The organism is Pseudomonas sp. SST3, from assembly GCF_003325755.1.
Genome location: NZ_QORI02000022.1, coordinates 32618 through 58247 on the forward strand (window position 1 = coordinate 32618; position 25630 = coordinate 58247).

The following is a 25630-nucleotide window of genomic DNA, read 5'->3' on the forward strand; positions in this document are numbered from 1 at the left end:
TTACCATGCAGTCACATTCCAATCGACCAAACGGAATGACAAGCACACCGAGCGTTCAGCGCTGACGCTAACGCTCGTCACCTGCCTCGGCGCGTTTCAGACCAGGCCGTGGCGCTGCTTCCAATCGCCCGGGTGCACCACGTAGCCGAACAAGGCATGGCCGCCATAGACCAGTTCGGTGCCTTCGGGTATCCACAGCAGCTGCCCCGGTTCAACCCGATACAGCTCGCCGTTGGCCTGCAGCTCGAAGCAGCCCTCGATGACGAAAATTACCTCGTCATAAAGTAACGTCCAGGCGACCTCGGCGCCTTCCCAGCGAGCGAAGCCAATGCCGATGTTCGGCGACACCTCGTTGCTGATCGCGCGCGCCACGTAGGCAGCGCCCGGTGGGCCGCCACGGGGGATGAAATCGAGATCATGATGATCCACCCGCAACACCGGCCCACGTCCGGAAACGACCTTGCTCATAGCTCACTCCGACTGTTCCAGGCTGCCAGGCGAATGCGCGAGCGCACGCCCAGACCGAGGAAGGGTTCAGGGGGATTAAGCGAGGGCATACCGGTCACCGCCTGGATGTCTCGCAGCTGTGCCGAGTCGGCCTGCACCGCGAGATCCGCCAGCAACGTTCCGGAGATGGTGCCCCAAGCCGCACCGACGCCGTTGTCACAAGCCGAGGCGTAAACGCCCTGCTCCAACTCACCGAAGAAATTGGTGAAGTTGCGCGAGATGGCGTAAACCCCACCCCAGGTGTGGCTGAAGGGCACCTCAGCCAATTGCGGAAAGCGCGCCTGGAAGGCCTTGCGATGATCCTCGCGGATACTGGTGCGCATGGCCTCGCTGCTGCTGCGCCCATACTTGGGTACATGCTTGTAGGTGTTACGGATGATGATTCGACGGTCCTGGGTCATGCGCACCGTGGTGCCGGCATGGTCCGCCGGGGTCAGGCCCCAGTCGAGCTGCCCGCCATAGGCCGCCAGCTCGGCGTCGCTCAACGGGCGCGTCCAGCTGGCGAATGTCATCACCGGCAGCAAGCGGTTGCGCAGGTAACCGAACTCCTGGGTGAAGATGCTGGTGCCGAGCAGCAATTGCGGGGTGCGGATGCGCCCGTTGCTACCGTGCAGCAACCAGCCGCCCTGACCATCACGCTCGAGACGCTGGATCGGCGACTCTTCAAGCAGCTCGACATTGCCAGGCAGCGATCGGGCCAAACCGGTGACCAGTGCTGCCGGCTGCATCAGGTAACAGCCCGGCGTGAAGATCGCGCCGCTGTAATGCTGGGTACCGAGAACCTGGGCCAGCTCGCCGCGCTCGACCCGCCGGTAGGGCTCGCCAAGTCCCTTGAGCAGATGCTCGAAATGCTCGAGATAGGCCAGCCCGCGAGAGCCCACCGCACCCTGATATTTACCGGCGTGCGACCACTGGCATTCGATGCCGTGGCGCTGGATCAGACCCTGCAGCTGTGCAATGGCGGCACGGTTGAGCGCCAGCAGACGCTGCTTATGCGCAGGCTCAGGATGCTCCAATGCAAACTTGTGCGGCAGATCGATGACGAAACCGGAGTTGCGCCCCGAGGCGCCATAGCCGACGCGTTGTGCGTCGACCAGCAGAATGCGCGCCTGCGGATGGTGTTCGGCGAGGCGCCGTGCGGCCGCCAGTCCGGCGAAACCTGCGCCGATCACCGCGTAATCGGCGCGCTGCTCGCCCTGCAAGCGAGTGCAAGCCTGTGCTTCGGGCAATGCGCTGTACCAGCCACAACTGGCGTCGTCGTGGGGCAGATTGATTGAGCTTTTCATGATGACCCCTCAGGCAACGGCCCGTTGTGCGCTCTGGCAGGATTGCAGCCAAGCATTGCGTTGCAGCTGAGCCTGACGACCGAGCAGCACGAAGCCGCACAGTTGCCCTTCGCTGTCGTAGAAACCGGCACTCACACCGTCATCGGCGGGAGTCACCCGCCATTCACCGGCACAGCCAGCGGCCGGCGCCAGTAGGCACAGCGGGGCGACGGGCGTCTTCACCGTGACCGGCATCAGCGGATAGCTGACCTCCGTCGGCTGCCCCAGCAGGGTTTTGCTCAGCGCCTGTATGCCCTGATTGATCGGTGCCAGGTACGGCAACAGCTGACCTTCGATCTCGATGCCATCGCCCAGGGCGTAGATTCCTTCCTGCGAGGTGCGTAGCTGTGCATCGACCCGTATGCCGCGCCCCACCGCAACCCCAGCACTTTCGGCCAGGCCCAGGTCCGGACGCAGGCCCACCGCAGAAAGCACCAGATCGGCATCCAGCTGCCGGCCATCGGCCAGGCTCAGGCGGTAGCCCTGCTCCAGCGGATCGATCCGCTGCAGCGTGTTCTGCAGATACCAGTCCACCCCCAGCTCGGCCAGCGCCGCCTGCAAGTGCCGGCCCGCTTCGACTGGCAGCAGACGCTCCATCGGCCACTGGCCGAGACCGATCACGCTGACCTCGAAACCGTTGCTCGCCAGGTCATTGGCGAATTCGCAGCCGATCAGGCCATCACCGAGAATCGCCACCCGCCGCGCACCGACCAGACGCTGGCGAAAGCCCTGGTAGTCATGCAGATTGTTGATGCTGCACAACGCCTCGGTAGCACCTTCGATAGGTAGCCGGATCGGCTGAGCGCCACAGGCCAGCACCAGCTGGCCATACTCCATCTCGCCGAAACTGGTGTGTAGCCGCCGCGCGGCGCTGTCGACACGCTCGACAGAACAATGCGGGTAAACGCGGATATTCAGGCGTTTTTCGATGGCCAGAGGAGGCTCACCCGCCATCGCTTCGGCAGTCTTGCCTTGAGCCAGACCGATCGATAAGCCCGGCTTGGAATACAGATGCCCGGATTCGCGAGTCAAAACGCGAATCTCGACCTTCGGATCAGCCTTGCGCAGCGCCTGGGCCAGCCCGTAGCCGGCATAACCGCTACCGATGATGACGATCGGCTGACGCGGCGTCGGAGCGGATTGCACGACAGACGGCTGCGGCAATGGCGTGCTGGCGGCAACATCGGCAATCACCGACTCGCTGACGTCGAGCATCTCGAAATCGCTCTTGCCGACGCCGCATTCGGGGCATTTCCATTCTTCGGGCACATCGGCCCAGCGCGTGCCGGCGACGATACCGTCCTGTGGCCAGCCGAGTGCTTCGTCGTAAATCAGGCCACAAACCACACAAAGCCAAGTCTTGAACATATCGATTACTCCCCCGCCACGCGGATCGCCACGTTCTTGGTGCGAACGTAGCTGTACAACGCCTCCTGGCCTTTTTCTCGGCCGTAGCCCGACAGGCCGACGCCGCCGAACGGCGTCTCAATGCCGCCTGCATACCATTCGTTCACGAACACCTGGCCCGCCTTCAAACGGCGCGAACAGCGCATGGCGCGATTGATGTTCTGGGTGAACACGCCAGCGACGAGGCCGAAATCGGTTCCGTTGGCAATGGCGATGGCTTCCTCTTCCGTGTCGAAGGGAATCACCGTCAGCACCGGACCGAACACCTCCTGCTGGGCGATGGACATCTCGGGGCTGACATCGCGAAACACCGTGGGCCGCATGAAGTGTCCGCTTCGGTCGCTGAACGCCTCGCCTCCGGTGGCGGCCACTGCCCCCTCGTCAGCCGCGCGTCGGCATAGGGTTTCGATGCCGGCCAGCTGGCCGGCGCTGATCACCGGAGTGAGGTCGGGGTTGTCCTGGCCGAGCCCGACGCTGAGCCCTTCGGCCAGCGCCACTACGTCCGAGACGATTTCCTCGTAGATGTCACGCTGCACCAGCAAGCGCGACATGGCCGAACAGACCTGGCCGGCGTTGAAAAAAATCCCGCCCTTGACGCTGGCCAGCAGCTGCTCGCGGTCGGCATCGGCAAAGACGATTGCCGCCGATTTGCCGCCGAGCTCCATGACACAGGGAATGGCGTGCTCTGCCGCAGCGCGCAGGATCGATTGTCCGGTTGCAACCGAGCCGGTGAAGACGATCTGGTCCACCTTGGCGCTGCTCACCAGATGCGCACCGGTTTCTCGACCCAGACCGCAGATCAGATTGACCGCCCCATTCGGCAAGCCCGCGTTGGCGATGGCGCGGATCAGCACGCACATGCCCAACGGCGAGAGCTCCGGGGATTTGATCACCACCGCATTGCCGGCAGCCAATGCCGGCGCCAATGAGCGCGCGCAGATGGATACCGGGAAATTCCAGGGCACGATCTGCGCCGAAACGCCGATCGGGTCGTAAACGGTGAAATCCATGTAGCCGTCGCCCAGCGGAATCGAGGTGCCCTCGATCTTGTCGGCCATGCCGGCGTAGTATTCGAAATAACGTGCGGCCTCGGTGAACTCGTCTCGGGCGTCGGCCAGGCTCTTGCCATTTTCCTGACACAGCACCCAGGCGCCTTCGTTCGCCAGGTCGCGAATCTCGCTGGCGATCCGCAGCAACCAGCTGACGCGCTGAGCCGGGCGCACCCGACTCAATGCACCGCTGTCGGCACAACGCCGCGCCGCCAGCAGCGCGCGCTCGGCGTCGGCGACACCGGCGCGGGCGACCGTGGCCAGCGGCTCGGCAGTACCTGGGTTGTTCACCACCAGATGCTGCGGGCTGTCGACCCATTCACCATCGATGTAATTCAGCCAATGAGAGGCAATCGAATGCATGGCGGCTTCCTCAGGCAGACGGCGTGATTTCGAGCAGCTGACGCGCAGCCCACTGATGGAAGAAATGCGTCGGGACATCCATCACCGGCGAGAAGACGCCGCCGGTATAGCCCGGCGAGAGGCGGCCTTTCTGCATGCCTTCCACCGAACTGATGTCTTCGGCGAACACCACCTTCCAGGATTCGAGCACGGCGTTGCGACAGGCCGCGTACTCGTCGCTCAGCGCTTCGTCACCCACGTAGAACACCCGCAGGTGCTCAAGCGTGCGGCCCGGCGCGACCGGCTCCAGCTGCATGGCGAACGCGTGATCGGCCTGGATACCGAGCAATACGTTGGGGAAGAAGGCCACGTATTCGGCGTTGCGCAAACGATCCTGCGGCCAGCTGGGAAACTTCGGTAGGTGGGTGCCGGCGACATCCGACAGGTTGTAGGCGTGGCTGCCCTGCCCGGCGAAACGCTCGTCGAACATGATGTTGTAGTGATCTTCCAGCCGCGAATAGCTGTTTAGGCTCGGATGCACCCAGGGCAGGTGGTAGGCCTCGCAATAGTTCTCGACGGCCAGTTTCCAGTTGCAGTTGATGTCCAGGGTGGTGGCGTCCTGACCCGGGCGGCGGCGCAACAGGCTCATGCCTTCGTCGCCGAGGAACTGCGACCAGCGCGCGGTCAGCGGCGCCAGCATCTCTTCCAGCGGCTGGGCATCGCCGGACAGGTTGATGAACACCATGTCCATCCAGATCGAGCTGCGCAGCGGCTTCAGGCCGTGCTTCTCGCAAGCGAAGCGCTCGTCCTTGTGGTTATCGATCCCACCGACATGCGGCGTGCCACGCAGCTTGCCGTTGAGATCATAGGTCCAGGAATGGTACGGGCAGCGAATCACGCCCTGTACTTCACCCTCTTCCTGCACCAGCTTCATGCCGCGATGGCTGCAGACGTTATGGAATACCTGCACCAGGCCTTCGCGGTTGCGCATCAGCAGCAACGGCAAGCCCATGAAGTCGATCGGCTTGACCGAGCCATTCTTGACCAGATCGCTGGCGAAGCCGACGCACGCCCAAGTCTTGCCCAACACTTCGTCGCGCTCCAGCTCAAAATAGCGCTGGTCCGTGTAAAACTCATTGGCGAGCCCGGTGGCTTGCTCGATCGGGTTGAATATACGTTCCAGTTGTTGAACCGGAATGAGTCGAGAGCTGGAAGTTGTCATTGTTGTTCTCCACTGCAAGGCACGGTTTTTCTTATGATCGGCTGGCACGCTGGCCAGGTCCGTTGGCAGCGAGTTTCATCAACCTTTGAATGCCTCCACAAACGATTTTTCCGGCGACATTAATGATATTTCCTCATGGACCGAGCTACCCCTCGCCTGGATAGGCAACTCAACACGGGCAATAAGTGGCCGCTCGGCGGATGCGTAAAACTCATGAGTTAATGAGAAAAAATGGCTTGTTGATTGCGGGCATCAGCCGTCACTTTGATGCCGCAACAAGGGCGGCCGGGATACCGGCTCCATCTGCCACAAGCCTGTTTGTGGCTGTCTTCGACCAGTTGGCCGAGGCTGTGGATGGAGCTCTCCATGGTCTGCACCAAAACCCTTTACAACAAACACAAAAAGGGACATTGCGATGCGTGCACAATCAGGCCCGTTCAGAGGCCTCAACCCTACCGTTACCGTGATCTCCAAGCTGCTTGTCATCGGCTTCGTAGTGCTTTGTGCAGTACTCGCCGAACAGGCTGGAGCGTTCTTTCAGAACACCTCGGATTTCATTCTCGGCAACTTCAAGTGGTTCTACCTGAGCCTGGTCAGCAGCGTGCTGGGCTTGCTGCTATATCTGATGGTCAGTCGCTTCGGGCACATACGCCTGGGGCGCGACCATGAGAAGCCGGAATTCTCGTTCGTGTCCTGGATTGCCATGCTGTTCAGTGGCGGCATGGGCATCGGCTTGATCTTCTGGTCAGTCGGCGAACCGATGTTGCACTACGGCAGCAACCCGCTCGCCGAAGGCCTGACCGACGAGGCCGCCACCGCCGCCATGCGCCTCACCATGTTCCACTGGGGTCTGCATCCGTGGGCGATCTTCACCATGATCGGCCTGGCCCTGGCCTACTTCGCCTATCGCAAGGGCTTGCCCTTGACGATGCGCTCGATCCTCTACCCGCTGATCGGCGATCGTATCTACGGACCCATCGGTCATACCGTCGATATCATCGCGGTCGCGATCACCGCGTTCGGCGTGTCTCAATCGCTGGGACTCGGCGTAACCCAGATCAATACCGGCTTCAATCAGGTGTTCGGCCTGCCGGTCAACTTCGGCGTGCAGGCGGTGATGATTGCGCTGATCAGCGGCTGCGCCATTGTCTCGGTCATGTCTGGCGTCTCGCGTGGCATCCGCCGCTTGTCGGAATGGAACATGATTCTGTCCATTCTGCTGATCGCCGTGGTGCTGCTGCTCGGTCCTACCCGCTATCTGCTCAATCTCACCCTGGAAACTACTGGCGATTATCTGCACAACATCGTCGGCCTGAGCTTCTGGAGCGACACCCAGAAAGACAGCGGCTGGCAGAACTGGTGGACCGCGTTCTACTGGCCCTGGTGGATGACCTGGGGGCCTTTCGTCGGGCTGTTCATCGCTCGGGTTTCCCGCGGTCGCACGATTCGCGAACTGGTCGCCGGCACGCTGCTGGTACCGACGCTGGTGACGGTCGTTTGGATGTCCGTTCTTGGCGGCTCGGCGCTGAAGGCCGAGCAGGACGACCGCCTGGCGCACCAGCAGAAGGTCGAGAGCGGCCAACTGGTTGGCGAAGCGGCTGTCTTCACCGGCGGCGAGATACTGACGGCGACCAAGGCGGAAACCACTTCGGCGATCTTCATGCTGATGGAGCGGATAGACGCCGGCGTGGTCGGGCAGCTGCTCAGCATTCTGGTCTGCCTGATGCTGGCAACCTACTTCATCACCTCGGCCGACTCAGGCACGCTGGTGCTCTGTACCCTGTGCTCCAGCGGCGATGCCGAACCGCCACAAAGCATTCGTCTGCTGTGGGGCGTGCTGCAAGCATTTATCGCCATGGGGCTGCTGTACGCAGGGGGATTGAAGACGATCCAGATGGCCTCGATTGCCGCCGGTTTGCCGATTGCCGTGTTCATTCTGGTAATGAGCTACAGCTTGATGCGCTGCCTGCGCCAGGAGACCTTTATCGGACTGCCGACGCCGATCCCACAACCGGATGATTCGCTCGACGCTGATCAGCCGGAGCAGGATCCGAACCGCCATGGCCAGAGCATGGCTGCTCGGCCGGCATCACGCATGCAGGATACGCGGACGCTTCAGCCAGCCACCTGAATCTGGCACCTCGCTCCCACACGGCCGTCGGCGAAAAGCCCGCGGCCGTTGTTTTTCGGCTTCGATAGGCCTATTCCTCGGCAATCGACGTCGGCAACTGTTCGAGCAGCCAGCTGCGAAACCGTGTCACGCTGTGGCGGCTAATGCCGCGACTCTGGGGTTCGAGCAGGCAGAATTTCGCCTTTGTCCTCAGCACGGCCTCGATGGGGCGAACCAACGCCCCGCTCTGCAAATGGGCATCGACCAGATTCGACCACCCGAGAGCGATCCCCTGTCCACTCAGCGCAGACTGAATCAGCATTGAGTAGTTGTTGATGTTGATGCGTCGCTTAGGCTCCGGCACCTTCTCCCCGAGTTGCCGGAACCACTCTTGCCAGCCGATCCAATCCATCTGCGGATCTTCCAGCCACAGCCAGGTGCAACCGGCTAGTTGCTGCGGCTCGGTCAGCCCGGGATGCTTGGCCAGATAACCGGGACTGCAGACCGGAAACACCTCTTCGGAAAACAGCGGCATCACCTGGACACCCTTCGGCGGTGTACTGCAGTAATACAACGCCAGGTCGCAATCCAGGCGGGCGTAATCCTTGACGTGGTCGTAGGCGATGATTCGCAGGTCAATCTCTTCGTTATCTCGCTGAAATTCGGCCACCTTGGGCAATAGCCACAACGAGGCCATCGCCGTACTGGTCGCGACGGTCACCTGTTGCGCCCCCCGCCAATGCCGAATTTCTCCGGTGGCCTGGGCGACCTGGGTAAGCGCGTCACGCACCGTCTCGTAGTACTGGCTCCCGGTCGGGCTCAGGTTGATCGACCGGGTGGTGCGCTCGAACAGGGTCTTGCCCAGATAATCTTCGAGCAGGCGGACCTGCCGGCTGATGGCGCCCTGGGTGACATTGAGCTCGTGCGCGGCGAGGGTAAAGCTCAGATGCCGCGCGGCCGCTTCAAACGCCACCAAGCTGTTGAGCGGAGGGAGCGGATGGATTTTCATAGGTGAACCACGCTTAATTCGTCTCGGGCCATGCCGGGATCAGAAGGGTGACTTGCCTCGCCAGCCATGAAAAGCGCTCGCGGCGGAACACAATCACAGACGACGGGTACGTCGTACCAGGCACCATCGATTGATTGTTTGCGCGTGTGGCCATAAATGAATAGTGGATTCGAAGCCCAGTCCTCGCCAGTTTTTCACGGAGAGACCCACCACGGCCTGACGGGCAGCGGGCCGCTTGGCAGGCCGCACAACTTCGCTCTACGGCACGTATTACTGACGACTGGTAAGGCAAGTTGTTCTCATCGGCGGAAATTCGTCCCGCTTGTGTGGTCGGAACAGGCAGACTTGCCGACGCCGGAGTATCGATGAACAGCCTCACCGAACCACCTCTGCACTACCTGAGCGACGCTTTTTTCGATCGGGACGCGCAACTCGTCGCCCAGGATCTGCTGGGAACCGTGATTCGTCATTGCGTCGATGGTCTGTGGTTGTCGGCACGGATCATCGAGACCGAGGCTTACTACGTCGATGAGAGGGCCAGCCACTCCTCGCTCGGCTACAGCCCGTCTCGGCGGGCAATGTTCATGCCGGCCGGCCATCTGTACCTCTATTACTCGCGTGGCGGTGATTCGCTGAACTTCAGCGTGCAGGGCGACGGCAACGCGGTGTGCATCAAGGCCGGTTACCCCTGGGTCGATTCACTGTCCTGTGAAGAATCCATCGAGCGCATGCGCTGCAACAGCCCCGCCGCGGCTGGCGGCCCACGGCCGCTGACCCGCCTCTGCTCCGGCCAGACGCTGCTGTGCAAGGCGCTCGGCCTGACGGTCAAGGAATGGAACGCGCAACGCATGGACCCCGCGCGACTTCGAGTCGACGATATCGGCGCACGCCCCGACATCGTCCAGACTACGCGGCTCGGCATCCCGACCGGGCGCGATGAGCATTTGCCCTATCGCTTCGTCGATGCCGGCTTCGCCGCGCACTGCACGCGCAACCCGCTGCGCCGTGGGCAAGTGGAAGGCGAGGACTACGAACTGCTGCGCCGCGAGCTGTTGGCGAGCTGAACGGCTTAGGTTGCCGTCCTGATCAAACGAATACGGGTGATCTCCGATGGCGCGCCGAAACGCAGCGGTGGCCCCCAGTAACCCGTGCCTCGGCTGATATAGATCTGCATCTCGCCGACACGCTGAAGGCCCGCCACCCATGGCTGCTGCCAACGCACGAAATGCATCCAGGGCCAGAACTGCCCGCCGTGCGTATGGCCGGATAGCTGCAGATCGCAACCCGCCTCCACTGCCGCCATCGCCGACCGCGGCTGATGCGCCAGGAGGATGCGCGGCACATCCGGCGGTGCACCCGCGAACGCCGCGACCGGATCGCTGCGATGGCTGGGTCTGAACAGTTCGGCCGAATAGTCGGCAATGCCCGCCAACACCAACCGGGCGCCCGCCTGTTCGACCAGCACGTGACGGTTGAGCAGCACCGCCATGCCCAGTCGCTCGAACTCAGCAATCCAGCTGTCCGCACCGGAGTAGTACTCGTGGTTGCCGGTCACCACGTAGACGCCGTGACCTGCCCTCAGCTGAGCCAGCGGTGCGATGTCGTCGGCCAGATCAGCGACGCTGCCGTCCACCAGGTCGCCAGTAATGGCCACCAGGTCGGGCGACAATCCGTTGACCCGCTTCACGATCGCCTCGATATAGCCCTGCTTGATCGTCGGGCCCACATGAATATCGCTGAGCTGAACGATGCTGAACCCGTCCAGCGCGGCAGGCAGATTGCGCAGGGCGATGTCACGCTCCACTACCCGAGCGGTTCGCCGCGCGTTCAGCAGACCGAACAGCGTCACCGCCAGCACCGCGGCGATCACGGCCAACGCTGAGTTCTGCGTGAACGCTGCCGACTCCCAGCCCAGCAGCGATGCCAGCGCCAGCATGAAGGCGCGAATCAGCGAAAGAACCGCCAGGCTGGAAAAGATTCCCATGGCGAGCAAGCCGGACCATGCCAGCGGCGCGCTACCCGACCCTCGCACCAGTACGCCATAGCGCATCAGCACTGCAGAAAGCGCGAGGTACCCGCAGGCCAGAACGCTGCCCGGCAATCCAAGCGATAAAGCCGGAATCAACGTGACGCCAACGAACACATGCAGGCCAATCAGCAGTACCCCAACCAGTAACCGCCTGTTCATGCTTCTGCTCTTTAGAGAAATATTTGAAGATTTTGGAATCGACCGTTCACGCCGGCAGTTCCGCATCCGGCCTTAGCGCTCGCGCAATGGGTGTCACGGAAGCGGCAAACACTGCAGCGGCTATGCCAGCAGGCTGAGACATAGCGTGCCATCGTACCCCACGCAGGCGCGTGGGGTACGATGACTGCGGAGTCGAAGACCGATGGTTTCTACGCATTCGCGTGGGAACCAGTGCCAGGTGCATCCTGGGCGGCGATGAGCCTATCGATCAGATACAACCGAACCGCTACATCACCCCTGGGTCAGGCATCGGATCGGGCGGCGGCGGCTCTTTTTCCAGTTGCTCGACCACTTCATCGGGCAGCGTATCGCCGTCGTCCAGTTCGGTGTCGCTCTCCGCCTCGTCGAGATCGTTCAGCGGCGACTCGTCGGCCAGCCAGGGATTAAGCGGCGGATCGCTTGGAAAGGTGATGCTGAGCATGAAGTTCTCCTCGCAGATGTGCCTGCAGCGTTAGGCAAAGTCACGCAGGCATCGTTCGGACCGGTTATCCGTCGCACGTCCACGCCTGCTCTCCCAGGCAATCATTCAGGTAATCAAGGAAGCAGGTGATGCGCGCCGCCAATGCGGTATTGCGGTAGTACACCGCGTGAATCGGTTGCAACACGTTGGTATTGGCCTCGGGCAGCACTTCCACCAGCGCACCTTCGGCCCGATCCCGTGCCGTCATGAAATCAGACAGACAGGCGATACCTTCGCCGGCCAACGCCAGATGCCGCACCGTCTCCCCGCTCGACGCCCATAGGCTCGGCACGATGGGCCAGGTTTCACCGAGCGGATGGCGCAGCGGCCATTGATTGAGACTCTCCGGCTGGGTGAAGCCGATCAGGCTGTGCGCCGCCAACTCCTCCACCTGCTGCGGGGCACCCCTTCGCGCCAGATAATCAGGACTGGCCACCGCACGCAGCCGGCTGCGGCCCAGCGGCCGGGCGTGCAAAGTGGAATCGCGCAGCGGGCCATGGCGTAGCGCCAGATCGGTGCGATGCTCCAGCAGATCGATGATCTGATCACTGCTGTGCAGTTCCAGTTCGATATCCGGGTAGCGCTCGCGGAACCCGCCAATCAAGGGCACCAGCACGTGCAGCATGAACGGCGCCGAGGCGTTGACGCGTAGGCGCCCGGCGGGATGCTGCTGGCGTCGCGACATCTGCTCTTCGGCCTCTTCCACCGCGTCGAGAATTCGCCGCGCCTGAATCAGAAAGGCACTGCCTTCCTCGGTCAGCTCCAGCCGTCTTGTCGTGCGGCGCAGCAGCGTGGTGGCCAGTTTGGCTTCGAGCCGACTCAACGCGCGACTGATTCCCGAGGCGGTTTGCCCCAATTGCACCGCGGCACTGGAGATCGAGCCGGTATCAATGACGGCGGTGAACGCCTGCAACTCGTCGAGCGTGGTTTTCATCTGTGGCACTCGGGGCCTATCAAGTTTGGCAGTGGACCTGATCCGGCCCACCTGAACCGACGCGCTGTTGGTGCTGACGGCCCAGACCTCTCCTACCGAAGTGGCCGGCCAGTCATGGAAGCCTTATCGCGAACTGCCGGCCGGAGAGCCGCACCTGACCGACGAAGATATACCGGTCGCCACGATCATCTGGCAATCCCAGGCATCACGTCAAAGTGGATCGATCCGAGGCAAACAGACGCTCCATCAAGCCGGCTCTGGCGGCCGCGGATGGGGCAGCATAAGCATTTGATAGACGGACGAAAAATCATCGAGGAAGGGTTGACAGCTACAGGCACGACGAGAATAATGCGCGCCACTTGGCTACGTAGCTCAGTTGGTTAGAGCATAGCATTCATAATGCTGGGGTCCGGGGTTCAAGTCCCTGCGTAGCCACCAAATTAAAAAGGGTTCAGCGAAAGCGGAGCCCTTTTTTTGTGCCCGCTGTTTAGCCAAGCCCCACCGAGAGCGCACTATGAGAGACTACTGGGCCGATAGCTGCCCGTGACCCGGTATAGATTGCGAGAGAAGCGATATAGGCGTGCTAGCCAGCGTCAGCTGAGGCTTACTCAGTCTATCCCCGAGCTCCGCCCGGGTGGGCATCGTCCAGTCCGAGGCTCTTGGTTTGTGAATCGAATCGGCGTGGTTATCGATCTCGTAGGCAAATGTCAGCAGATAAAACACGAATGCGGTGGCAGCTAGTGCCGCTCTCCCTAGGGGGTTGCATCTTTGGACAAACCGGCTGGGCCAATGGCAACCGATCCTCCCCGAAGGTACGCAAACACCGCTTGCATGAACCATGCGTGTGCTGCCAGAACTGACCAGAAATGGCTCCAGTCACCACCGAAGCGCACAAAGCGTTTACCCGCGAGGCTATGACCATCAATGCCAGTATTGGATACCGAAAGCGCTTCAGAAATTTCAGGACGTTACTATTCCTTTCAATCATCTCGTCCTGACTAATCAGCCCGTAAGCAACCCCTTTTCCCCATATCGGCAGGTTCGAGTCGATCCTGAATTACAAGCAATTGAGGCGCGCAACGCTATGGACGAAAGCTGCCGCTCCCCATTGGGTCCTGCCATATCCGACTTGCATGCTGGTAATCGTCCACTAACGACCCAAAGGGATGACAGCAGTTAATAACTGCGAAGATGGATGAGCCAGCCTATTAAGGCTACGAAGGGGGCGAACAGTACCAAACCGCCAAGGACGACTGCCCAGCCCCAGGCAAAGCCGCTTACACCCTTGAACCGGCCGCCGCTCAGGAACCCCAGCACGCAAACGCCAATGCGATGGGCCAACAGATTAATTATTGCGTCAGAGGTAAAGACCATTTGATCCATGTGCCCATGTTTGAGAGCCCACAAACGAATGGACAGTGACTAGTTAAGCATACCTATCAGCAACATTCGGCGATTGCGTGCTCATGGCCGATAGCGCTCGGAAGCAGCGAGCGCTTTCGGCTCTCTCCACTCTTGTCGGAGCCATACGCGGTCCGGCCACGTGCGCACCGCTACGTGCGTTCGCAGGTCGCAGGTCGCAGGTCGCAGGTCGCAGGTCGCAGGTCGCAGGTCGCATCAGCATCTCTATTTCTGTTCGACGATCTGGATGAGATTGCCGCACGTGTAGTCGAACACGGCGATGGTGACGTCTCCCATGGCCGTGGGATGCTGCGTGAAATGTACGCCGGCTGCACAAAGCCGGGCATGCTATGCCTGCACGTCGTCGACCGAGAAGAAGGTGCAGGGTATTCCGTCCTGTTTAAGGGCGGACTTGAACGGCTTCGCAGCGGGATGCGCGTCTGGCTCCAGTAGCAACTCGACGCCGCTCGGGTCGCCAGGTGAGGTGAGCGTAAGCCAGCGGTATTTGCCCATGGGTATGTCATGCTTCGGCTCGAAGCCGAGAACATCTCGGTAGAAGGCCAGTGCCTTCGTCTGGTCGTCGACGAGCACACTTGTTACAGAGATTTTCATAAGCACTTCCTGCCAGGTTCCGACGCGATGGCTTGGATACGTAAATCCTCTCCTTGTGTACTCATTGTCTCAAGGCTTTTTCACCTTGAGGCTGCTGCGCTGAGCAGCTCTTTCTATTTGTTTGAACATAATTCAGCGTGGTGACTGCGCTGGCGTTCCATTAACCAGCTAGGCGACCAAAACCGGATAATTCACCTCTTCCAGAACCTCGCCATGGTGGGTGGGTCGCTGCCAGTGGTGGCGTTCGGTGCCGGTCGTTTCAATCTGGACGCGCGTCGCGGCTGATTCATCGGTGCGCAGTTGGCGAGATCGCCGCCCTGTGAGAAACCATTGCCAGCAGCACGCTGATGCCTACCCTTCGCTAACCCTAGGAGATGCCGCATATCTAGAGACCGCTTTCGGGGGCATCTGCAAAGCTATGTGGCTAACCCAACAGCGCATCGATACATAAATTGGCCCGCTTCACGGCGTCATCGAATTGGCCGCCGCCGATAGCCGTGTATTCAAGGTTTACCGTCGTTATGTCGTGGATGCCCAGCATGCCCAGTACCGCCCTCAAGTAGGGTTCCTGGAAGTTCATGTGTGCGTATGCTCCGTCTTCCTCATAGCCATGGCCGCCTCTCACAAGCAGCAGGTACGCCTTCTTGTCGTGCAGTAGGCCGGCGTAGGGGCTGCCAGGTGTGCCAGGTACCAGGCGGGTCGTCACTCCCATGCGGACGGTCTGGTCGATATAAGCTTTTAGCGTACTGGGCACCGACAGGTTGTGCATGGGACAGCCGATCACAAGCTGGGTGGCCTGCTTCAGCTCGCTCACCAGCTCATCGCTGAGCGCCAAGACGTCTTTCTGTTGAGGGTTTCGGGCCTCGGACGGGGTGAAAGCGGCCTCAACCCAGCGCTCATCGACGTGTGGAATCGGCTGGTTGCCCAGCTCGCGGTAGACGATTTCGCCGCTCGGGTATCGAATGCGCCAAGAACGCACAAAGCGTTCTGTCATTTGCCGACTGTACGACGCACTGCGCTGCGGGCTGGTGTTGATGACGAGCAATTGTTCCATGAGCGACTCCTTGGTCTTTCGATATCCAGAATTACCGTTGCACCAGTTCAGGCAGCGAATCCGGTCCGAGAATCTGGGGCAGTAGTCGTGGCTCGGCTTCACCCGCTCCGTACCACAGGTACAGCGGAACGCCTGAGCGACCTTGACGCTCGAGGAATGAGGTAATGACTGGATCGCCATTGGTCCAGTCGCCGCGCATCATTTCGACCCCGGCAGCAGCAAAAGCCTGCGCGGTCGCTTTACGGTTGATGGCGACTTGCTCGTTCACCTTGCACGTGATGCACCAGTCGGCAGTGAAGTAGAGAAACACCGGTACCTTATCAGCGCGAAGTTGGGCCAGTTGCTGCTCGTCGAACGCGCGTCGCTGCACATCCAAGGCAGGCGCGGTTTGCCCAGAGACCTGGCTCCAGCCCAGGCCGAGCGCCAGAATCAATGCCAGAGCAGCGGGCAACCAGGCATTGCGTTTCAGTTTCTGCTGCCAGAGGCCAGTCAGCCAGAGCCCGAGTGCAAGCAGCATGGCGCAGCCCAGGGATGCGACCAGCGCATTGGCCGGGACCTGTTGGCTGAGTACCCACAGGAGGGCGAGCACGGTGAGGAACATCGGCACTGCGAGGAGGCGGCGCAGGGTTCCCATCCAAGGGCCAGGTCTGGGCAGGCGCCGCTGCAGCGCGGGGATGAACCCCAGCAGTAGAAAAGGCAAAGCGATGCCCAGGCCGAGCCCGGCGAATACCAGCATGGCTGCGGCAGTCGGCAATACCAGCGCTGCGCCAAGGGCCGCAGCCATGAAAGGTCCGGAACAAGGCGTGGCGATGAAGGCCGCGAGCGCGCCGGTCCAGAATGCACCACCGACGCCGCTTTGTTTGGTTAGCTTGGCTCCAGCATCGATCGTTGCCAACTCGAACAGCCCGGCTAAATTGAAAGCGATGCCAGTGGTGAGCAACATCAGGGTCAGAATCACGCTAGCGTTCTGCAGCTGGAAGGCCCAGCCGACCTGGGCGCCAGCAGCACGCAGGGCGAGTAGAACGGCGCCGAGCAAGACGCACACCAGCACCACACCGCTGGTGTAGGCCACGGCGTCGCGACGAGCTATAGCCGGGCTGATCCCAGAGCGCGCCAGGCTCATGGCTTTGAGGCTGAGGATAGGAAAGACGCACGGCATCAGATTCAGCAACAGCCCCCCGGCAATCGCGCCGGCCAACGCAAACAGGATGACGCTCAAGCTGCTGTCGGATGTGCTGGCGGGCACGCTCGTCGCGCCGCCGCGTTTCGCGTCTATATCTAGCCCGAGGCTGGCGCTCAGTTTTAGCGTGGCCTGGAAAGCATCGGCTATTTGATCGCCCGCAGGCGTTTCGATGATCAACTCATCGCCGCGTCGCTCGATGCGTTGAGGGGCAGCGTTGTCGATCGCACCCCTGGTTGCGGAAAACAGGTGGGGATCATGGATCGATACGCTGGCCGGAAGGGGCACGCGAAGCCTTAAGAGATCGCCTTCTACGTCAAAACTGGCCGGCGCAGCCAGCGGCCGGGGCAGCGCCTGGCGCCAACTGGCGAAGCGGGCTGCAACGTCAGAGGTCTGGTGGCCGTCGCCTACGTGCAATGTCGTGTACAACGAGGCACGCTCAGGGACGCAGGCGTCGTACCGGCAGGCCAGATATTGCATATCCACACGGATCGGCAATGCGGTCCCGTCTGGCAAGTTGTCTTCCAGGGTCAGGTCTACAAGCAACGCATAGGGATGCTCGTAGACATGGTTCATCAGACCTTCGATCAGCAGCGTTTGCGGCAGCGGATAAGCGGGATCGCCCACCGTTACACCGTCCGGCAGATGCCAGGTGAACTTGGCGGGGAGACCGACATCGCCTGGTTGCTTCCAGTAGCCATGCCATTCGCCCTGCGGTTCCATGAAGATCGCCAATGTTGTGGTCGACCCAGATGAAGGCGCCTCGGTTGAAGCGATCAGCGACGATGCGATCAATACATCGTCAGGCCCGGGCATCTCGACCGCCAGGCCAGGCAGGTTGATAACGCACAGGCAAAAGCCGAGCAGGAGCCCTTTTAGCGATAGCAGTGACATGCGGTTCCTGAGCAAGGTATCGAGTGGATAAATGGCAGCAGGCGTCTTGTCGCCGCCCCCCCCCCCCGGAACCGCAGGACGCAACCGGTCAACGCAGCGCCTTGACTGCCTCTACGAGATTGTTGTCCTGCGGCTTGAGGATATTGGCGACACGGCCTTGCGCATCTAGGAGGACCACCGTCGGAATGTCGCGAATGGCGAAGGCACGAAACAGTTCATCCTGCTCGTCGAGCGCTAGTGGCAGGGTGGTAGGCGTGGTGTTTTTGTAATCCTGCAGGTCGCTGGCGGAGACCCACAGCCCTGAAGAAACACCCAGCCACTCTATGTCGCCCTGGTCCATCAAGCTATCCACATCCTTGCGTACCCGTAGGCAGGCCAGGGATGTCTCGGGCCTGCTTTCCTCAAGATAAGACTCGCACCAGGGCGCGAAGAACACCAGTGCGCGCGGCTTGCCGCCCTTGCCTAGCTGTACCTGCTCGCCGTCCAACGTCTCGATATTCAGGTCGGTCACGGTATCGCCTGGGGTGAACTGCGGTGTCTCTGGGGCTGCGTTGGCCTGCGAGCGACTGGTAGAGGCTGTTTGCTCTGATACGGCATTTTCCAGCGCGGCATGCAGAGCCTGGTCATCGAGGTGACCGATATGAAATATCCGCCCATCCCGGCCGATCACCACATGCTGGGGCGTGACCCGTAGGTTGAGGTCCGCCGCCAGGCTGCCGTCATCAATGACGATCGGCATGGTCAACTGATGCTCCTTGCGGTATGCACGGATCGAATCAATGTCGTCGCTGAAGCCGGTGTTTACCGCGATGACCTGCACCTTGTCGCCCATCGTCTGTTGCAGCTGCTCAAAGCCGGGCATTTGCTGGCGGCAGGGCACGCACCATGTGGCCCAGAACTTCAGGTAAACCGGCTTTTTTCCGTACAGCTCAGCCAGGTCGATCTTCTCCCCATCGATGGTTTCGAGCACTGCAACCGGCGCAAGCTGTCCGATCAGCGAAGCGCCGGCAGTGCGTGCCCGCCGCGCACCCTCATCGTCCAGGCTGTCATCGGCGTGAGCCAAGTGGAGTGCGCTACCGAGCACGAGCAGGGCCAGGAATTTCTTGATGAGAGAGAGCAGAAACGGTGATTGCAAAGGAAAGCTCCTTGGCCTGGATGGGCGTGAATGGGTCGTTCTAACGCTGCATCATATTGATTAACGGTTCAGTAAAAAGGCCCATGAATAGCAAATCCGGCTGTACCATCGGTGCGCCTGATATTGTTTTCGTCTTTTTCCATCAATGCCTGCGGGTGAAAGCTGCATGGAAGATTTGCGTATTGAACTCAACCGCGAGGCAGGGCTTTCTCTGGTTGAGCAAATCGTTGGAGCCATTGGCAGATCAATCAGCGAGGGACATCTGTATGCGGGCGCTCGCTTGCCGTCCTGGCGGGACCTCAGCGTTCAGCTGGGCGTTGCTCGTGGCACCGTGCGGGCGGCTTATGAACGGCTGATCGACGAACAGCTGATCGTCTCCCGTGGCGCTGCCGGTACTTTTGTCGCGCAGCCATTGCCTACGGTCCGACCGACAGACCCCAGCAGTCTGCGCTCGCCATTGCCGGACTTCTACCAGCATTCATTCAGCAACGCGCCCATGGTGTTTCAGGCGGGTATCCCCGCGCAGGACGTTTTTCCCTACAAGGTGTGGTCACGCATTGCCGCGAGCGCGGCCCGCCAGGCCGCAATGGCACCGGTCAGCTATCCGGACCCTCGCGGAGAGCCCGGCTTGCGGACCGAGATCGCCGCCTATCTTTCCGTGGCGCGAGGCGTCATCTGTGCGCCAGAGCAGATCGTCATCACCTCGGGCTACTCCGGTGGTCTTGGGCTGATCCTGCATGCGCTCGGTTTGCGAGGGCAGACGGCGTGGATGGAAGATCCCGGCTATCCGATGACACGCACAGCGCTTTCCATGGCAGGGATTGAAACGGTTCCGGTCAGCGTGGATGCACAGGGCCTGAACGTCGACGAAGGTATTGAACGTGCGCCAAATGCTGCGTTGGCGGTGGTGACGGCAGGTCAGCAGGCGCCGCTTGGCATGACCCTTTCGCTGTCACGACGTCTTCGGCTGTTGGAGTGGGCGGATGAGAACGGGAGCTGGATTATCGAAGATGATTACCTGAGTGAGCTTCAGCTTACTGGTCGGGCTGCCCCAGCGCTTGCCTCCCAGGATCGTTCAGGTCGGGTCATTCACATCGGGACCTTTAGCAAGACCATCAATCCGGGCCTGCGTCTAGGTTTTGTCGTGTCGCCGACCGCCCTGGCAAACCGGGTCGCAGACACAGCGGCTGCGCTGGCACCCTCTGCGTCGATTGCCAGCCAGTGGGCGCTAAAGGAGTTCATGCGCAAGGGCCACTATCTACGCCATCTGCGAAGAATGAAGCGCACCTATACCGCCCGGTTGGCTGCCTTACAGCGTGCCTTGAGCGTTCCAGCCACGAGCGAGGCGATGGCGGGGCTTGCCTTGCTGTTGCACTTGCCTAAAGGCACCGACGATATTGCCATCAGCCAGAAGGCATTGGCATTCGGGCTTGCACCCTTACCGTTATCTATCTGGTATGCCGACCCTGCGCAGGCCCTAAGCGGCTTACTGCTGGGCGTCACCAACGTTCCAGACGAAGGCATCGAGGATTGCTGCAGACGCCTGGTTCAGTTCACCCAAACGCTTATGTGAGGACGGAAAAACCCTTCTAATACGGACGCGCATGAGCGCCAGCTTATGGCCGAAACTGCCTCTCACAGCGGACAGCGTCCGGTCATTTGCAGCCTATCGCAGCTTCTACAAAACTAGAGGCGAATCTCGAACCTGATTCGGGCTTCTGCCCCAGCAAGATACCGGCTAGATACCGTCCCTTGGAGGGAGCCATGGCTCAACTCACAGCTACAGAAAAACGTGCGGTATTTCGTGAGATGCATCGGACAGGATGCTTTTTATTACCCAACCCGTGGGACGCTGGCAGCGCCCGTATCCTGGAGACGCTCGGTTACAAAGCGCTAGCGACTACCAGCTCTGGCTATGCGTGGTCGCAATCACGAGCTGACGGTCAGCTGTCCCGCTCCGATACGTTGGCTCATATGCGTTATATGGCCGCCATTAGCAACCTTCCTATCAATGCGGACTTCGAAAGCGGTTATGCAATGACCGCCGAGGGGATATTCGAAAGTGTCAGCATGGCTGTCGATACCGGCGTGGCAGGCCTTTCGATTGAAGACTCAACAGGCGACTCAAGACAGCCGTTGAGAGACAAATCGGAAGCTGTGGAGCGCATGCAGGCAGCCCGTGCAGCTATCGATGCAAATGGCGGCGACACCCTCTTGGTCGGACGTGCAGAGAACTACTTCGTGGATCGCCCAGACCTGGACGATACCATCGAGCGTTTACTTGCCTATTCGGACGCGGGGGCCGACTGTTTGTATGCCCCTGGCCTCAAGACGCGGAAAGAAATCCAGACGGTTGTGAGCGCGGTAGCCCCTAAGCCTGTGAACGTTCTCATCGGCTGGGCCAGTGACTTGTCTGTACAAGATCTGGCCGACCTTGGCGTGAGGCGAATCAGCGTGGGTGGTGCCTTGGCTCGAGCAGCTTGGGGCGGTTTTATAACCGCCGCCCGGACGATGAGTGAACAGGGTCGATTCGATGGGTTTATCGATACGCCCTCAGGTGCGGAGCTCGACAAATTATTCGGTTCACCTCGCTGAGTCGCATTAAGCAACTTTGGCACGCCGCTCAGAATGGGCGCGCCACAGCAAGTTGCTGCGCTTCGGAAACGCGCCGGCTCAGGCTTTAGAAACCGTTACCGGCTGCGGAAATGTAAAACCACTCAACGGCAGCTTTAGCGAAACCACTGCGGCAATCAAAAGCAGCCCGCCCGAACTACCAAAAGCGAGCCAATGGGTACCGAACTGCTCGAACCCCCACCCACCTAGCCATGAGCTGATCATTGCTCCGACCTGATGGCCCAAATAAGCAGTTCCGTACAGAACGCCGACCAGCCGCACGCCATATACATCCGCGAGTATGGCCGACGAAGCTGCAATACTGCCCGCCCAAACCATTCCTCCAATAGCCGCCGCGATGTACAGCTCCCAATGGGTACCTACTAGGAGCAGCGCAAAGAACCCCAGGCCCCGAATGAAGTAAATCGCCCCTAGGATGTTCCTTCGAGGGAGCCGGTCGGACAATCGACCCAGTACCAGCGTTCCAGCAATGGCCACAAGACCGATGAGCCCGATGCCATAAGAGCTCGTCATGGCATCGAATCCGTGATCCATGAGCATAGGCACGCCATGAGTCCCAAGAAGATTCATGCTGTATCCGCATGCGAACAGACCGAGCACGATTTTCCAAAAGGGCGAAGTGCGCATAGCGGCACCGAACGTGAGTTCAGGCGCCGCATTGGTTGATGGCACAGAATCAGGCGTCGCTTGTAGCAGATCCGAATTTTGCGGCGCCTCGTCCTTAATGATGAATAAGGCTGCCGGCACGGTTACCACAGCGAATGTAATAGCGAAGCCAACAAGTGTGGTTTGCCAATCAAATAACGTAATAGACAGCGTCAGCAGCGGCGTCAGTACCGCCATACCAGCCATTGAACCAGTAGACAGGAAGAACAGCGCCATACCACGTTGCCGAGTAAACCATCGGCTAATGACCGGCGTTAGCGCCACTGGGCTGGTGAACGCAAGACCAATCGACAGCAGCACACCGAATGAAAGTAGAAAGGTGAAAGGCGTACGTGCAACGACTGTCCATACCGTTGAGGCGACGACTATTGTCGTTCCGAGCAACAACACGGAGCGCGTTCCTATTACCCCAACAAGGTACCCCGCGAGAGGCATCGCTAAGCCATAGAACAGCATGCCAATCCCAACGATGGTAGCCAGAAGGCTGCGGCTAAAGCCGAGGTCTTCTGCCATCGGGAGGAAAAATGGCCCGATCCCGAGGCGCATTCCAACCGTCAGCAGCGTGAGGACCGTGGCGGCAGCAACGATGTTCCAGCCGTGGTACCAGTTACCTTTGCGAAGGGATAAGGACACAGATCGCACCTCTGAAATGAGTTTCGTGCTGCTCATACAAAGCTAACAAACAATCCTACGTCCGACCTCATGCATCCTTCGTACAAATATTCAAACCATTCAGATTCGCCATAAGGCTACTCGGCCAAAGGCGGATTCGAAAAAGCCTGCTACACATTACTTTAAGGACCGTAGGCACAGGCAGTTCTTGTACTGAGAAATCAGGAACTGGGTTCAACGTGTCGGCCTCTCATTTTTATTCGCCCAACGGAGCATGATTATGTTCGTATCAAGCGAAAACCGAACCGCCACCCGAGCAACCGCCATCACCGCACGCGATGTTGCGCATCGTATGGTCTTAGTGCTTTGCGTCACAGCTATGGTGCTGTTTGCAACGCAGGCCTTCGCTCACCACGGTTGGGCCTGGGCGGAAGAAGAGCAGTCGGAGTTGAAGGGCACGATTACCGAGATATCGATGGCCCCACCTCATCCGGCCTTGCGCGTAAAAGCCCAAGACGGCCGTTTATGGCAAGTCGATCTGGGGAATCCGAACCAGACGCAACGTTCCGGTTTCACTGGCGATACCGCCAAGGTGGGAGATGACATCACCGTACTCGGCAACCGCACCAAGGAGCCGAACGAAGCGCATATAAAAGCCGTGCGCATCACGGTCGGCGGCAAGCAATACGACATGTATCCGGAGCGCATCAAGGAATGACGACACGGCGATGACGGTTTTTCTGCAATCAGTTGCCGGCTGGCCCGGTGCCGTCGTCCTACAGGAATACTGGATCGCCTATCTGGTCGTCAATGCAGCTCACATCCTTGGCATAGGGCTACTCCTAGGCGCGATCCTGCCGCTCGATTTGCTCCTTTTGCGTTCAAGGCACGGACGGGACCTGCCGGTCATTGGACCCTTTCTTGTACGCGCAGCGGCCACGGGCGCCACACTTGCGGTGATAACGGGGCTTTGGTTGTTCTCTGTGAAGCCGGCGGAGTACGCAGAGAACCCAGCCTTCCTCTACAAGGCCGCACTGCTAGTGCTGGCAATCTGCAACATCGCACTCCAGCATCGCGGAGAGCGCTTTGATATCGCCCTGTGCGGCGGCCGACCAACTGTGCGAGTTCGCGCCCTGGCCGTCGCATCCGCGATTCTTTGGCTTTCTATCCTCATAGCCGGCCGCTGGATCGGCTTTGTCTGACACGAGGAAATCGGCGGGATGTAGCGGCGCCACCGATTAGCGACTCTGACAGCGCAGTTGATATTCAAGGAGAAGGTTTCGTCTGGCCGTTCGTATGAGCCCGCCCGCTCCAGAGCAGCAGATCGCTCGCCGCCACGCGGCCTAGGTCTGTGCCGTTGCGGGTTTTCGCAGGCCTATGCTGTTGCGGACCATGGGGCCAATAAGTAGTCCCACGATCTTCCGCTGACGGATTGCCCGCCGCTATCGAATCGGCGTCGATTATCTGCAGGCCCAGTTCCAGTAACCCCTTCAGCAGCTAGTGAAAGTCCGCTTTATGCATCAGACGATGAGCGTCCGCTCCTGCCAGAAGTCGACTCCGCCAAAGCCTGCTTTCGTCCGTTGCATCGCTAAGACGCTGCCCTGCCTCGCCCAACTCCGCTACCAATCAGCACATCCGGAGAGCGCAAGGACATCCGCAGCGTAAGTCGGTTTCGCCACAAACGGTTAGCCGCCGAAGCGACCCAGGCGAACACCGCCACAAACCCTGTTCTCGCTTCACATCAGCGCAAACGCTGCCCCGATATCGCCGGATGATAAAGCGGCTGAACGGTATTTCCGGCAGGGTCGAGCATATGAAAGCTGTGGGCGCCGTCGCTGTGAGCGAAGGGGCGATCCAGCAGAGTTACATGCTGGGTTTTCAAGTATTCATACCAGGCGTGTAGCTCGTCCAGGCTGTCGACGATGAAGCCGTAGTGATTCATCGCCTGGACGCCGCTGCTTTTTGTCGAGGCGCGTCCCAGAGAAAGGTTGTCGTTGCCGCAGGTCAGGTAGACGAGATCCTTGCTGGCGCGGTTGAGCACTTCCATGCCCAACACGTCGACATAAAAGCGTTCGCACTCTTCCAGATTCGGGGCGGTAAGCGCCAGGTGGCGCAGGCCATTAAGGCGACCGGGACGGTTTGGCATGTTTTGATCCTTTTTTTGTATACAATCAAGTCGCAACCATAAAACAAAACAGGATTCTTATGTACTGCCTCATTTTGAAAACCCAGCTCAAGCCTGGCTCGTTCGCTCAGTTTATGGAAGCCATGCGAGTTAACGCCGCTGCCTCGGTCCAGAACGAGCCGGATTGCCTGGTCTTCGATGTGGTGCAGGATCTGACCGATCCCGATCTTGTGTATCTCTATGAGCTATATCGCGACGAATCCGCTTTCGCACATCACAAAACCACCGAGCATTATCTGCAGAGCCGTCCGCGGCTCGGGGAGTTTATCGTCAAGCAAGAGGCCATGAAGGGCCGCATGGTCTGCGCCAATAGCAAACGCTAAGTAACTACTGCTCTCATTGCGTCCGCGATCTGACCACTGGCATGAACATCGCCCTGCAGGCCTGTTCAAAATCTTGAGTCTTCCACAACCATGAGGTGCAGCATGGCCAAAGACGACAAGACGACCCCGCACGAGAAGAGCGATCACGAGCTGGCGAATACCGCCGACGAGGTGGAGATCGGCAACACCGCCCATACGGACCGTACGCAACCGGTCGGGCATAGCCTGAAACCCACGCGTACCCGCATGAACGGCAGCGACGAAGACGATCCGGACAACCACAAGCGCAAATGACAAGAGCCCCCGCGCACGCGGGGCTCT

At 60.2% G+C, this 25630-nt stretch carries 22 protein-coding genes, 1 tRNA gene and 2 pseudogenes; 10 read left to right on the forward strand and 15 right to left on the reverse strand.

The annotated features are described in order from the left end of the window. Positions 1 to 96 precede the first annotated feature (96 nt). The 5 genes from DQ405_RS18925 to DQ405_RS18945 are packed head-to-tail and all read right to left on the reverse strand — an operon-like array spanning position 97 to position 5852. Positions 97 to 468, reverse strand: coding sequence for an ethanolamine utilization protein EutQ (locus DQ405_RS18925; protein WP_168425623.1), 372 nt, complete (start codon positions 466 to 468; stop codon positions 97 to 99). Next, positions 465 to 1793: an NAD(P)/FAD-dependent oxidoreductase gene (locus DQ405_RS18930; protein WP_168425624.1), complete on the reverse strand. Its 1329-nt coding sequence runs from the start codon at positions 1791 to 1793 to the stop codon at positions 465 to 467. The genes DQ405_RS18925 and DQ405_RS18930 overlap by 4 nt, the downstream gene beginning before the upstream one ends. Positions 1794 to 1802: 9 nt before the next feature. Continuing rightward, complete coding sequence (locus tag DQ405_RS18935; RefSeq protein ID WP_168425625.1) at positions 1803 to 3200, reverse strand: FAD-dependent oxidoreductase; 1398 nt, start codon at positions 3198 to 3200, stop codon at positions 1803 to 1805. A 5-nt stretch (positions 3201 to 3205) separates the two neighbouring features. Beyond that, on the reverse strand, positions 3206 to 4651 hold the full coding sequence (locus tag DQ405_RS18940) for an aldehyde dehydrogenase family protein (protein ID WP_168425626.1): 1446 nt from the start codon (positions 4649 to 4651) through the stop codon (positions 3206 to 3208). 10 nt (positions 4652 to 4661) lie between these two features. After that, on the reverse strand, positions 4662 to 5852 hold the full coding sequence (locus DQ405_RS18945; protein WP_168425627.1) for an aromatic ring-hydroxylating oxygenase subunit alpha: 1191 nt from the start codon (positions 5850 to 5852) through the stop codon (positions 4662 to 4664). 415 nt (positions 5853 to 6267) lie between these two features. Between DQ405_RS18945 and DQ405_RS18950 the strand changes: the two genes are divergently transcribed. Then, complete coding sequence (locus DQ405_RS18950) at positions 6268 to 7983, forward strand: BCCT family transporter (protein WP_168425628.1); 1716 nt, start codon at positions 6268 to 6270, stop codon at positions 7981 to 7983. Positions 7984 to 8053: 70 nt separating this feature from the next. Here the strand turns inward: DQ405_RS18950 and DQ405_RS18955 are convergent, their stop codons facing one another. Continuing rightward, positions 8054 to 8971 carry a LysR substrate-binding domain-containing protein gene (locus DQ405_RS18955; RefSeq protein WP_168425629.1) on the reverse strand — a complete coding sequence of 306 codons (918 nt, stop codon included), beginning with the start codon at positions 8969 to 8971 and terminating at the stop codon, positions 8054 to 8056. A 365-nt stretch (positions 8972 to 9336) separates the two neighbouring features. On the opposite strand from DQ405_RS18955, the gene DQ405_RS18960 reads away from it, so the two are divergent. Beyond that, on the forward strand, positions 9337 to 10035 hold the full coding sequence (locus tag DQ405_RS18960) for a DNA-3-methyladenine glycosylase (RefSeq protein ID WP_168425630.1): 699 nt from the start codon (positions 9337 to 9339) through the stop codon (positions 10033 to 10035). A 5-nt stretch (positions 10036 to 10040) separates the two neighbouring features. Here the strand turns inward: DQ405_RS18960 and DQ405_RS18965 are convergent, their stop codons facing one another. From DQ405_RS18965 to DQ405_RS18975, 3 genes are all read right to left on the reverse strand, one after another. Further along, a complete protein-coding gene (locus tag DQ405_RS18965; protein WP_168425631.1) occupies positions 10041 to 11159 on the reverse strand; it encodes a metallophosphoesterase in 1119 nt (372 codons plus the stop codon). 286 nt (positions 11160 to 11445) lie between these two features. Continuing rightward, positions 11446 to 11640 carry a hypothetical protein gene (locus DQ405_RS18970; RefSeq protein ID WP_168425632.1) on the reverse strand — a complete coding sequence of 65 codons (195 nt, stop codon included), beginning with the start codon at positions 11638 to 11640 and terminating at the stop codon, positions 11446 to 11448. Between the two features lie 64 nt (positions 11641 to 11704). Then, positions 11705 to 12613, reverse strand: coding sequence for a LysR substrate-binding domain-containing protein (locus DQ405_RS18975; protein ID WP_168425633.1), 909 nt, complete (start codon positions 12611 to 12613; stop codon positions 11705 to 11707). 361 nt (positions 12614 to 12974) lie between these two features. On the opposite strand from DQ405_RS18975, the gene DQ405_RS18980 reads away from it, so the two are divergent. Next, positions 12975 to 13051 (forward strand) — tRNA-Met (locus tag DQ405_RS18980). A gap of 1188 nt (positions 13052 to 14239) precedes the next feature. Here the strand turns inward: DQ405_RS18980 and DQ405_RS18985 are convergent. After that, positions 14240 to 14626: pseudogene (locus DQ405_RS18985) on the reverse strand (VOC family protein). A 131-nt stretch (positions 14627 to 14757) separates the two neighbouring features. Between DQ405_RS18985 and DQ405_RS27535 the strand changes: the two are divergent. Further along, positions 14758 to 14911 (forward strand): annotated as a pseudogene (locus tag DQ405_RS27535) (LysR family transcriptional regulator); the annotation flags it as partial. 139 nt (positions 14912 to 15050) lie between these two features. Here DQ405_RS27535 and DQ405_RS18995 read toward each other — a convergent pair. The 3 genes from DQ405_RS18995 to DQ405_RS19005 all read right to left on the reverse strand — a co-directional run bounded on the left by DQ405_RS18995 (position 15051) and on the right by DQ405_RS19005 (position 18889). Then, positions 15051 to 15680, reverse strand: coding sequence for an FMN-dependent NADH-azoreductase (locus DQ405_RS18995; protein WP_168425634.1), 630 nt, complete (start codon positions 15678 to 15680; stop codon positions 15051 to 15053). Positions 15681 to 15711: 31 nt separating this feature from the next. Then, positions 15712 to 17754, reverse strand: a complete 2043-nt coding sequence (locus DQ405_RS19000) for a protein-disulfide reductase DsbD family protein (RefSeq protein WP_168425635.1) — start codon at positions 17752 to 17754, stop codon at positions 15712 to 15714. 88 nt (positions 17755 to 17842) lie between these two features. After that, positions 17843 to 18889 carry a TlpA family protein disulfide reductase gene (locus DQ405_RS19005; protein WP_168425636.1) on the reverse strand — a complete coding sequence of 349 codons (1047 nt, stop codon included), beginning with the start codon at positions 18887 to 18889 and terminating at the stop codon, positions 17843 to 17845. Between the two features lie 166 nt (positions 18890 to 19055). Between DQ405_RS19005 and pdxR the strand changes: the two genes are divergently transcribed. Both pdxR and DQ405_RS19015 read left to right on the forward strand, forming a co-directional pair. Beyond that, on the forward strand, positions 19056 to 20462 hold the full coding sequence (gene pdxR, locus DQ405_RS19010; RefSeq protein WP_168425637.1) for a MocR-like pyridoxine biosynthesis transcription factor PdxR: 1407 nt from the start codon (positions 19056 to 19058) through the stop codon (positions 20460 to 20462). 191 nt (positions 20463 to 20653) lie between these two features. Next, the gene (locus tag DQ405_RS19015) at positions 20654 to 21484 is read left to right on the forward strand and encodes an isocitrate lyase/PEP mutase family protein (RefSeq protein ID WP_168425638.1); all 831 of its coding nucleotides are present in this window, start codon (positions 20654 to 20656) and stop codon (positions 21482 to 21484) included. Positions 21485 to 21562: 78 nt separating this feature from the next. Here the strand turns inward: DQ405_RS19015 and DQ405_RS19020 are convergent, their stop codons facing one another. Beyond that, the gene (locus DQ405_RS19020; RefSeq protein WP_206678914.1) at positions 21563 to 22822 is read right to left on the reverse strand and encodes an MFS transporter; all 1260 of its coding nucleotides are present in this window, start codon (positions 22820 to 22822) and stop codon (positions 21563 to 21565) included. A gap of 259 nt (positions 22823 to 23081) precedes the next feature. Between DQ405_RS19020 and DQ405_RS19025 the strand changes: the two genes are divergently transcribed. Both DQ405_RS19025 and DQ405_RS19030 read left to right on the forward strand, forming a co-directional pair. Next, positions 23082 to 23519, forward strand: a complete 438-nt coding sequence (locus tag DQ405_RS19025; RefSeq protein WP_241730068.1) for a DUF6152 family protein — start codon at positions 23082 to 23084, stop codon at positions 23517 to 23519. Positions 23520 to 23529: 10 nt separating this feature from the next. After that, positions 23530 to 24003 carry a DUF2214 domain-containing protein gene (locus DQ405_RS19030; RefSeq protein ID WP_168425640.1) on the forward strand — a complete coding sequence of 158 codons (474 nt, stop codon included), beginning with the start codon at positions 23530 to 23532 and terminating at the stop codon, positions 24001 to 24003. Between the two features lie 539 nt (positions 24004 to 24542). On the opposite strand, the gene DQ405_RS19035 is transcribed toward DQ405_RS19030, so the two are convergent. Further along, positions 24543 to 24947: a VOC family protein gene (locus tag DQ405_RS19035; RefSeq protein WP_168425641.1), complete on the reverse strand. Its 405-nt coding sequence runs from the start codon at positions 24945 to 24947 to the stop codon at positions 24543 to 24545. Positions 24948 to 25006: 59 nt separating this feature from the next. Between DQ405_RS19035 and DQ405_RS19040 the strand changes: the two genes are divergently transcribed. Continuing rightward, on the forward strand, positions 25007 to 25309 hold the full coding sequence (locus DQ405_RS19040; protein WP_168425642.1) for a putative quinol monooxygenase: 303 nt from the start codon (positions 25007 to 25009) through the stop codon (positions 25307 to 25309). 102 nt (positions 25310 to 25411) lie between these two features. Next, positions 25412 to 25603, forward strand: coding sequence for a hypothetical protein (locus DQ405_RS19045; protein ID WP_168425643.1), 192 nt, complete (start codon positions 25412 to 25414; stop codon positions 25601 to 25603). The last annotated feature ends 27 nt before the right edge of the window (positions 25604 to 25630 follow it).

Bases quoted from the DNA above. Each gene is read 5' to 3' on its own strand.
- DQ405_RS18925 (WP_168425623.1), bottom strand. From the start codon at position 468: ATGAGCAAGGTCGTTTCCGGACGTGGGCCGGTGTTGCGGGTGGATCAT.
- DQ405_RS18930 (WP_168425624.1), bottom strand. From the start codon at position 1,793: ATGAAAAGCTCAATCAATCTGCCCCACGACGACGCCAGTTGTGGCTGG.
- DQ405_RS18935 (WP_168425625.1), bottom strand. From the start codon at position 3,200: ATGTTCAAGACTTGGCTTTGTGTGGTTTGTGGCCTGATTTACGACGAA.
- DQ405_RS18940 (WP_168425626.1), bottom strand. From the start codon at position 4,651: ATGCATTCGATTGCCTCTCATTGGCTGAATTACATCGATGGTGAATGG.
- DQ405_RS18945 (WP_168425627.1), bottom strand. From the start codon at position 5,852: ATGACAACTTCCAGCTCTCGACTCATTCCGGTTCAACAACTGGAACGT.
- DQ405_RS18950 (WP_168425628.1), top strand. From the start codon at position 6,268: ATGCGTGCACAATCAGGCCCGTTCAGAGGCCTCAACCCTACCGTTACC.
- DQ405_RS18955 (WP_168425629.1), bottom strand. From the start codon at position 8,971: ATGAAAATCCATCCGCTCCCTCCGCTCAACAGCTTGGTGGCGTTTGAA.
- DQ405_RS18960 (WP_168425630.1), top strand. From the start codon at position 9,337: ATGAACAGCCTCACCGAACCACCTCTGCACTACCTGAGCGACGCTTTT.
- DQ405_RS18965 (WP_168425631.1), bottom strand. From the start codon at position 11,159: ATGAACAGGCGGTTACTGGTTGGGGTACTGCTGATTGGCCTGCATGTG.
- DQ405_RS18970 (WP_168425632.1), bottom strand. From the start codon at position 11,640: ATGCTCAGCATCACCTTTCCAAGCGATCCGCCGCTTAATCCCTGGCTG.
- DQ405_RS18975 (WP_168425633.1), bottom strand. From the start codon at position 12,613: ATGAAAACCACGCTCGACGAGTTGCAGGCGTTCACCGCCGTCATTGAT.
- DQ405_RS18995 (WP_168425634.1), bottom strand. From the start codon at position 15,680: ATGGAACAATTGCTCGTCATCAACACCAGCCCGCAGCGCAGTGCGTCG.
- DQ405_RS19000 (WP_168425635.1), bottom strand. From the start codon at position 17,754: ATGTCACTGCTATCGCTAAAAGGGCTCCTGCTCGGCTTTTGCCTGTGC.
- pdxR (WP_168425637.1), top strand. From the start codon at position 19,056: ATGGAAGATTTGCGTATTGAACTCAACCGCGAGGCAGGGCTTTCTCTG.
- DQ405_RS19015 (WP_168425638.1), top strand. From the start codon at position 20,654: ATGGCTCAACTCACAGCTACAGAAAAACGTGCGGTATTTCGTGAGATG.
- DQ405_RS19025 (WP_241730068.1), top strand. From the start codon at position 23,082: ATGTTCGTATCAAGCGAAAACCGAACCGCCACCCGAGCAACCGCCATC.
- DQ405_RS19030 (WP_168425640.1), top strand. From the start codon at position 23,530: ATGACGGTTTTTCTGCAATCAGTTGCCGGCTGGCCCGGTGCCGTCGTC.
- DQ405_RS19035 (WP_168425641.1), bottom strand. From the start codon at position 24,947: ATGCCAAACCGTCCCGGTCGCCTTAATGGCCTGCGCCACCTGGCGCTT.
- DQ405_RS19040 (WP_168425642.1), top strand. From the start codon at position 25,007: ATGTACTGCCTCATTTTGAAAACCCAGCTCAAGCCTGGCTCGTTCGCT.
- DQ405_RS19045 (WP_168425643.1), top strand. From the start codon at position 25,412: ATGGCCAAAGACGACAAGACGACCCCGCACGAGAAGAGCGATCACGAG.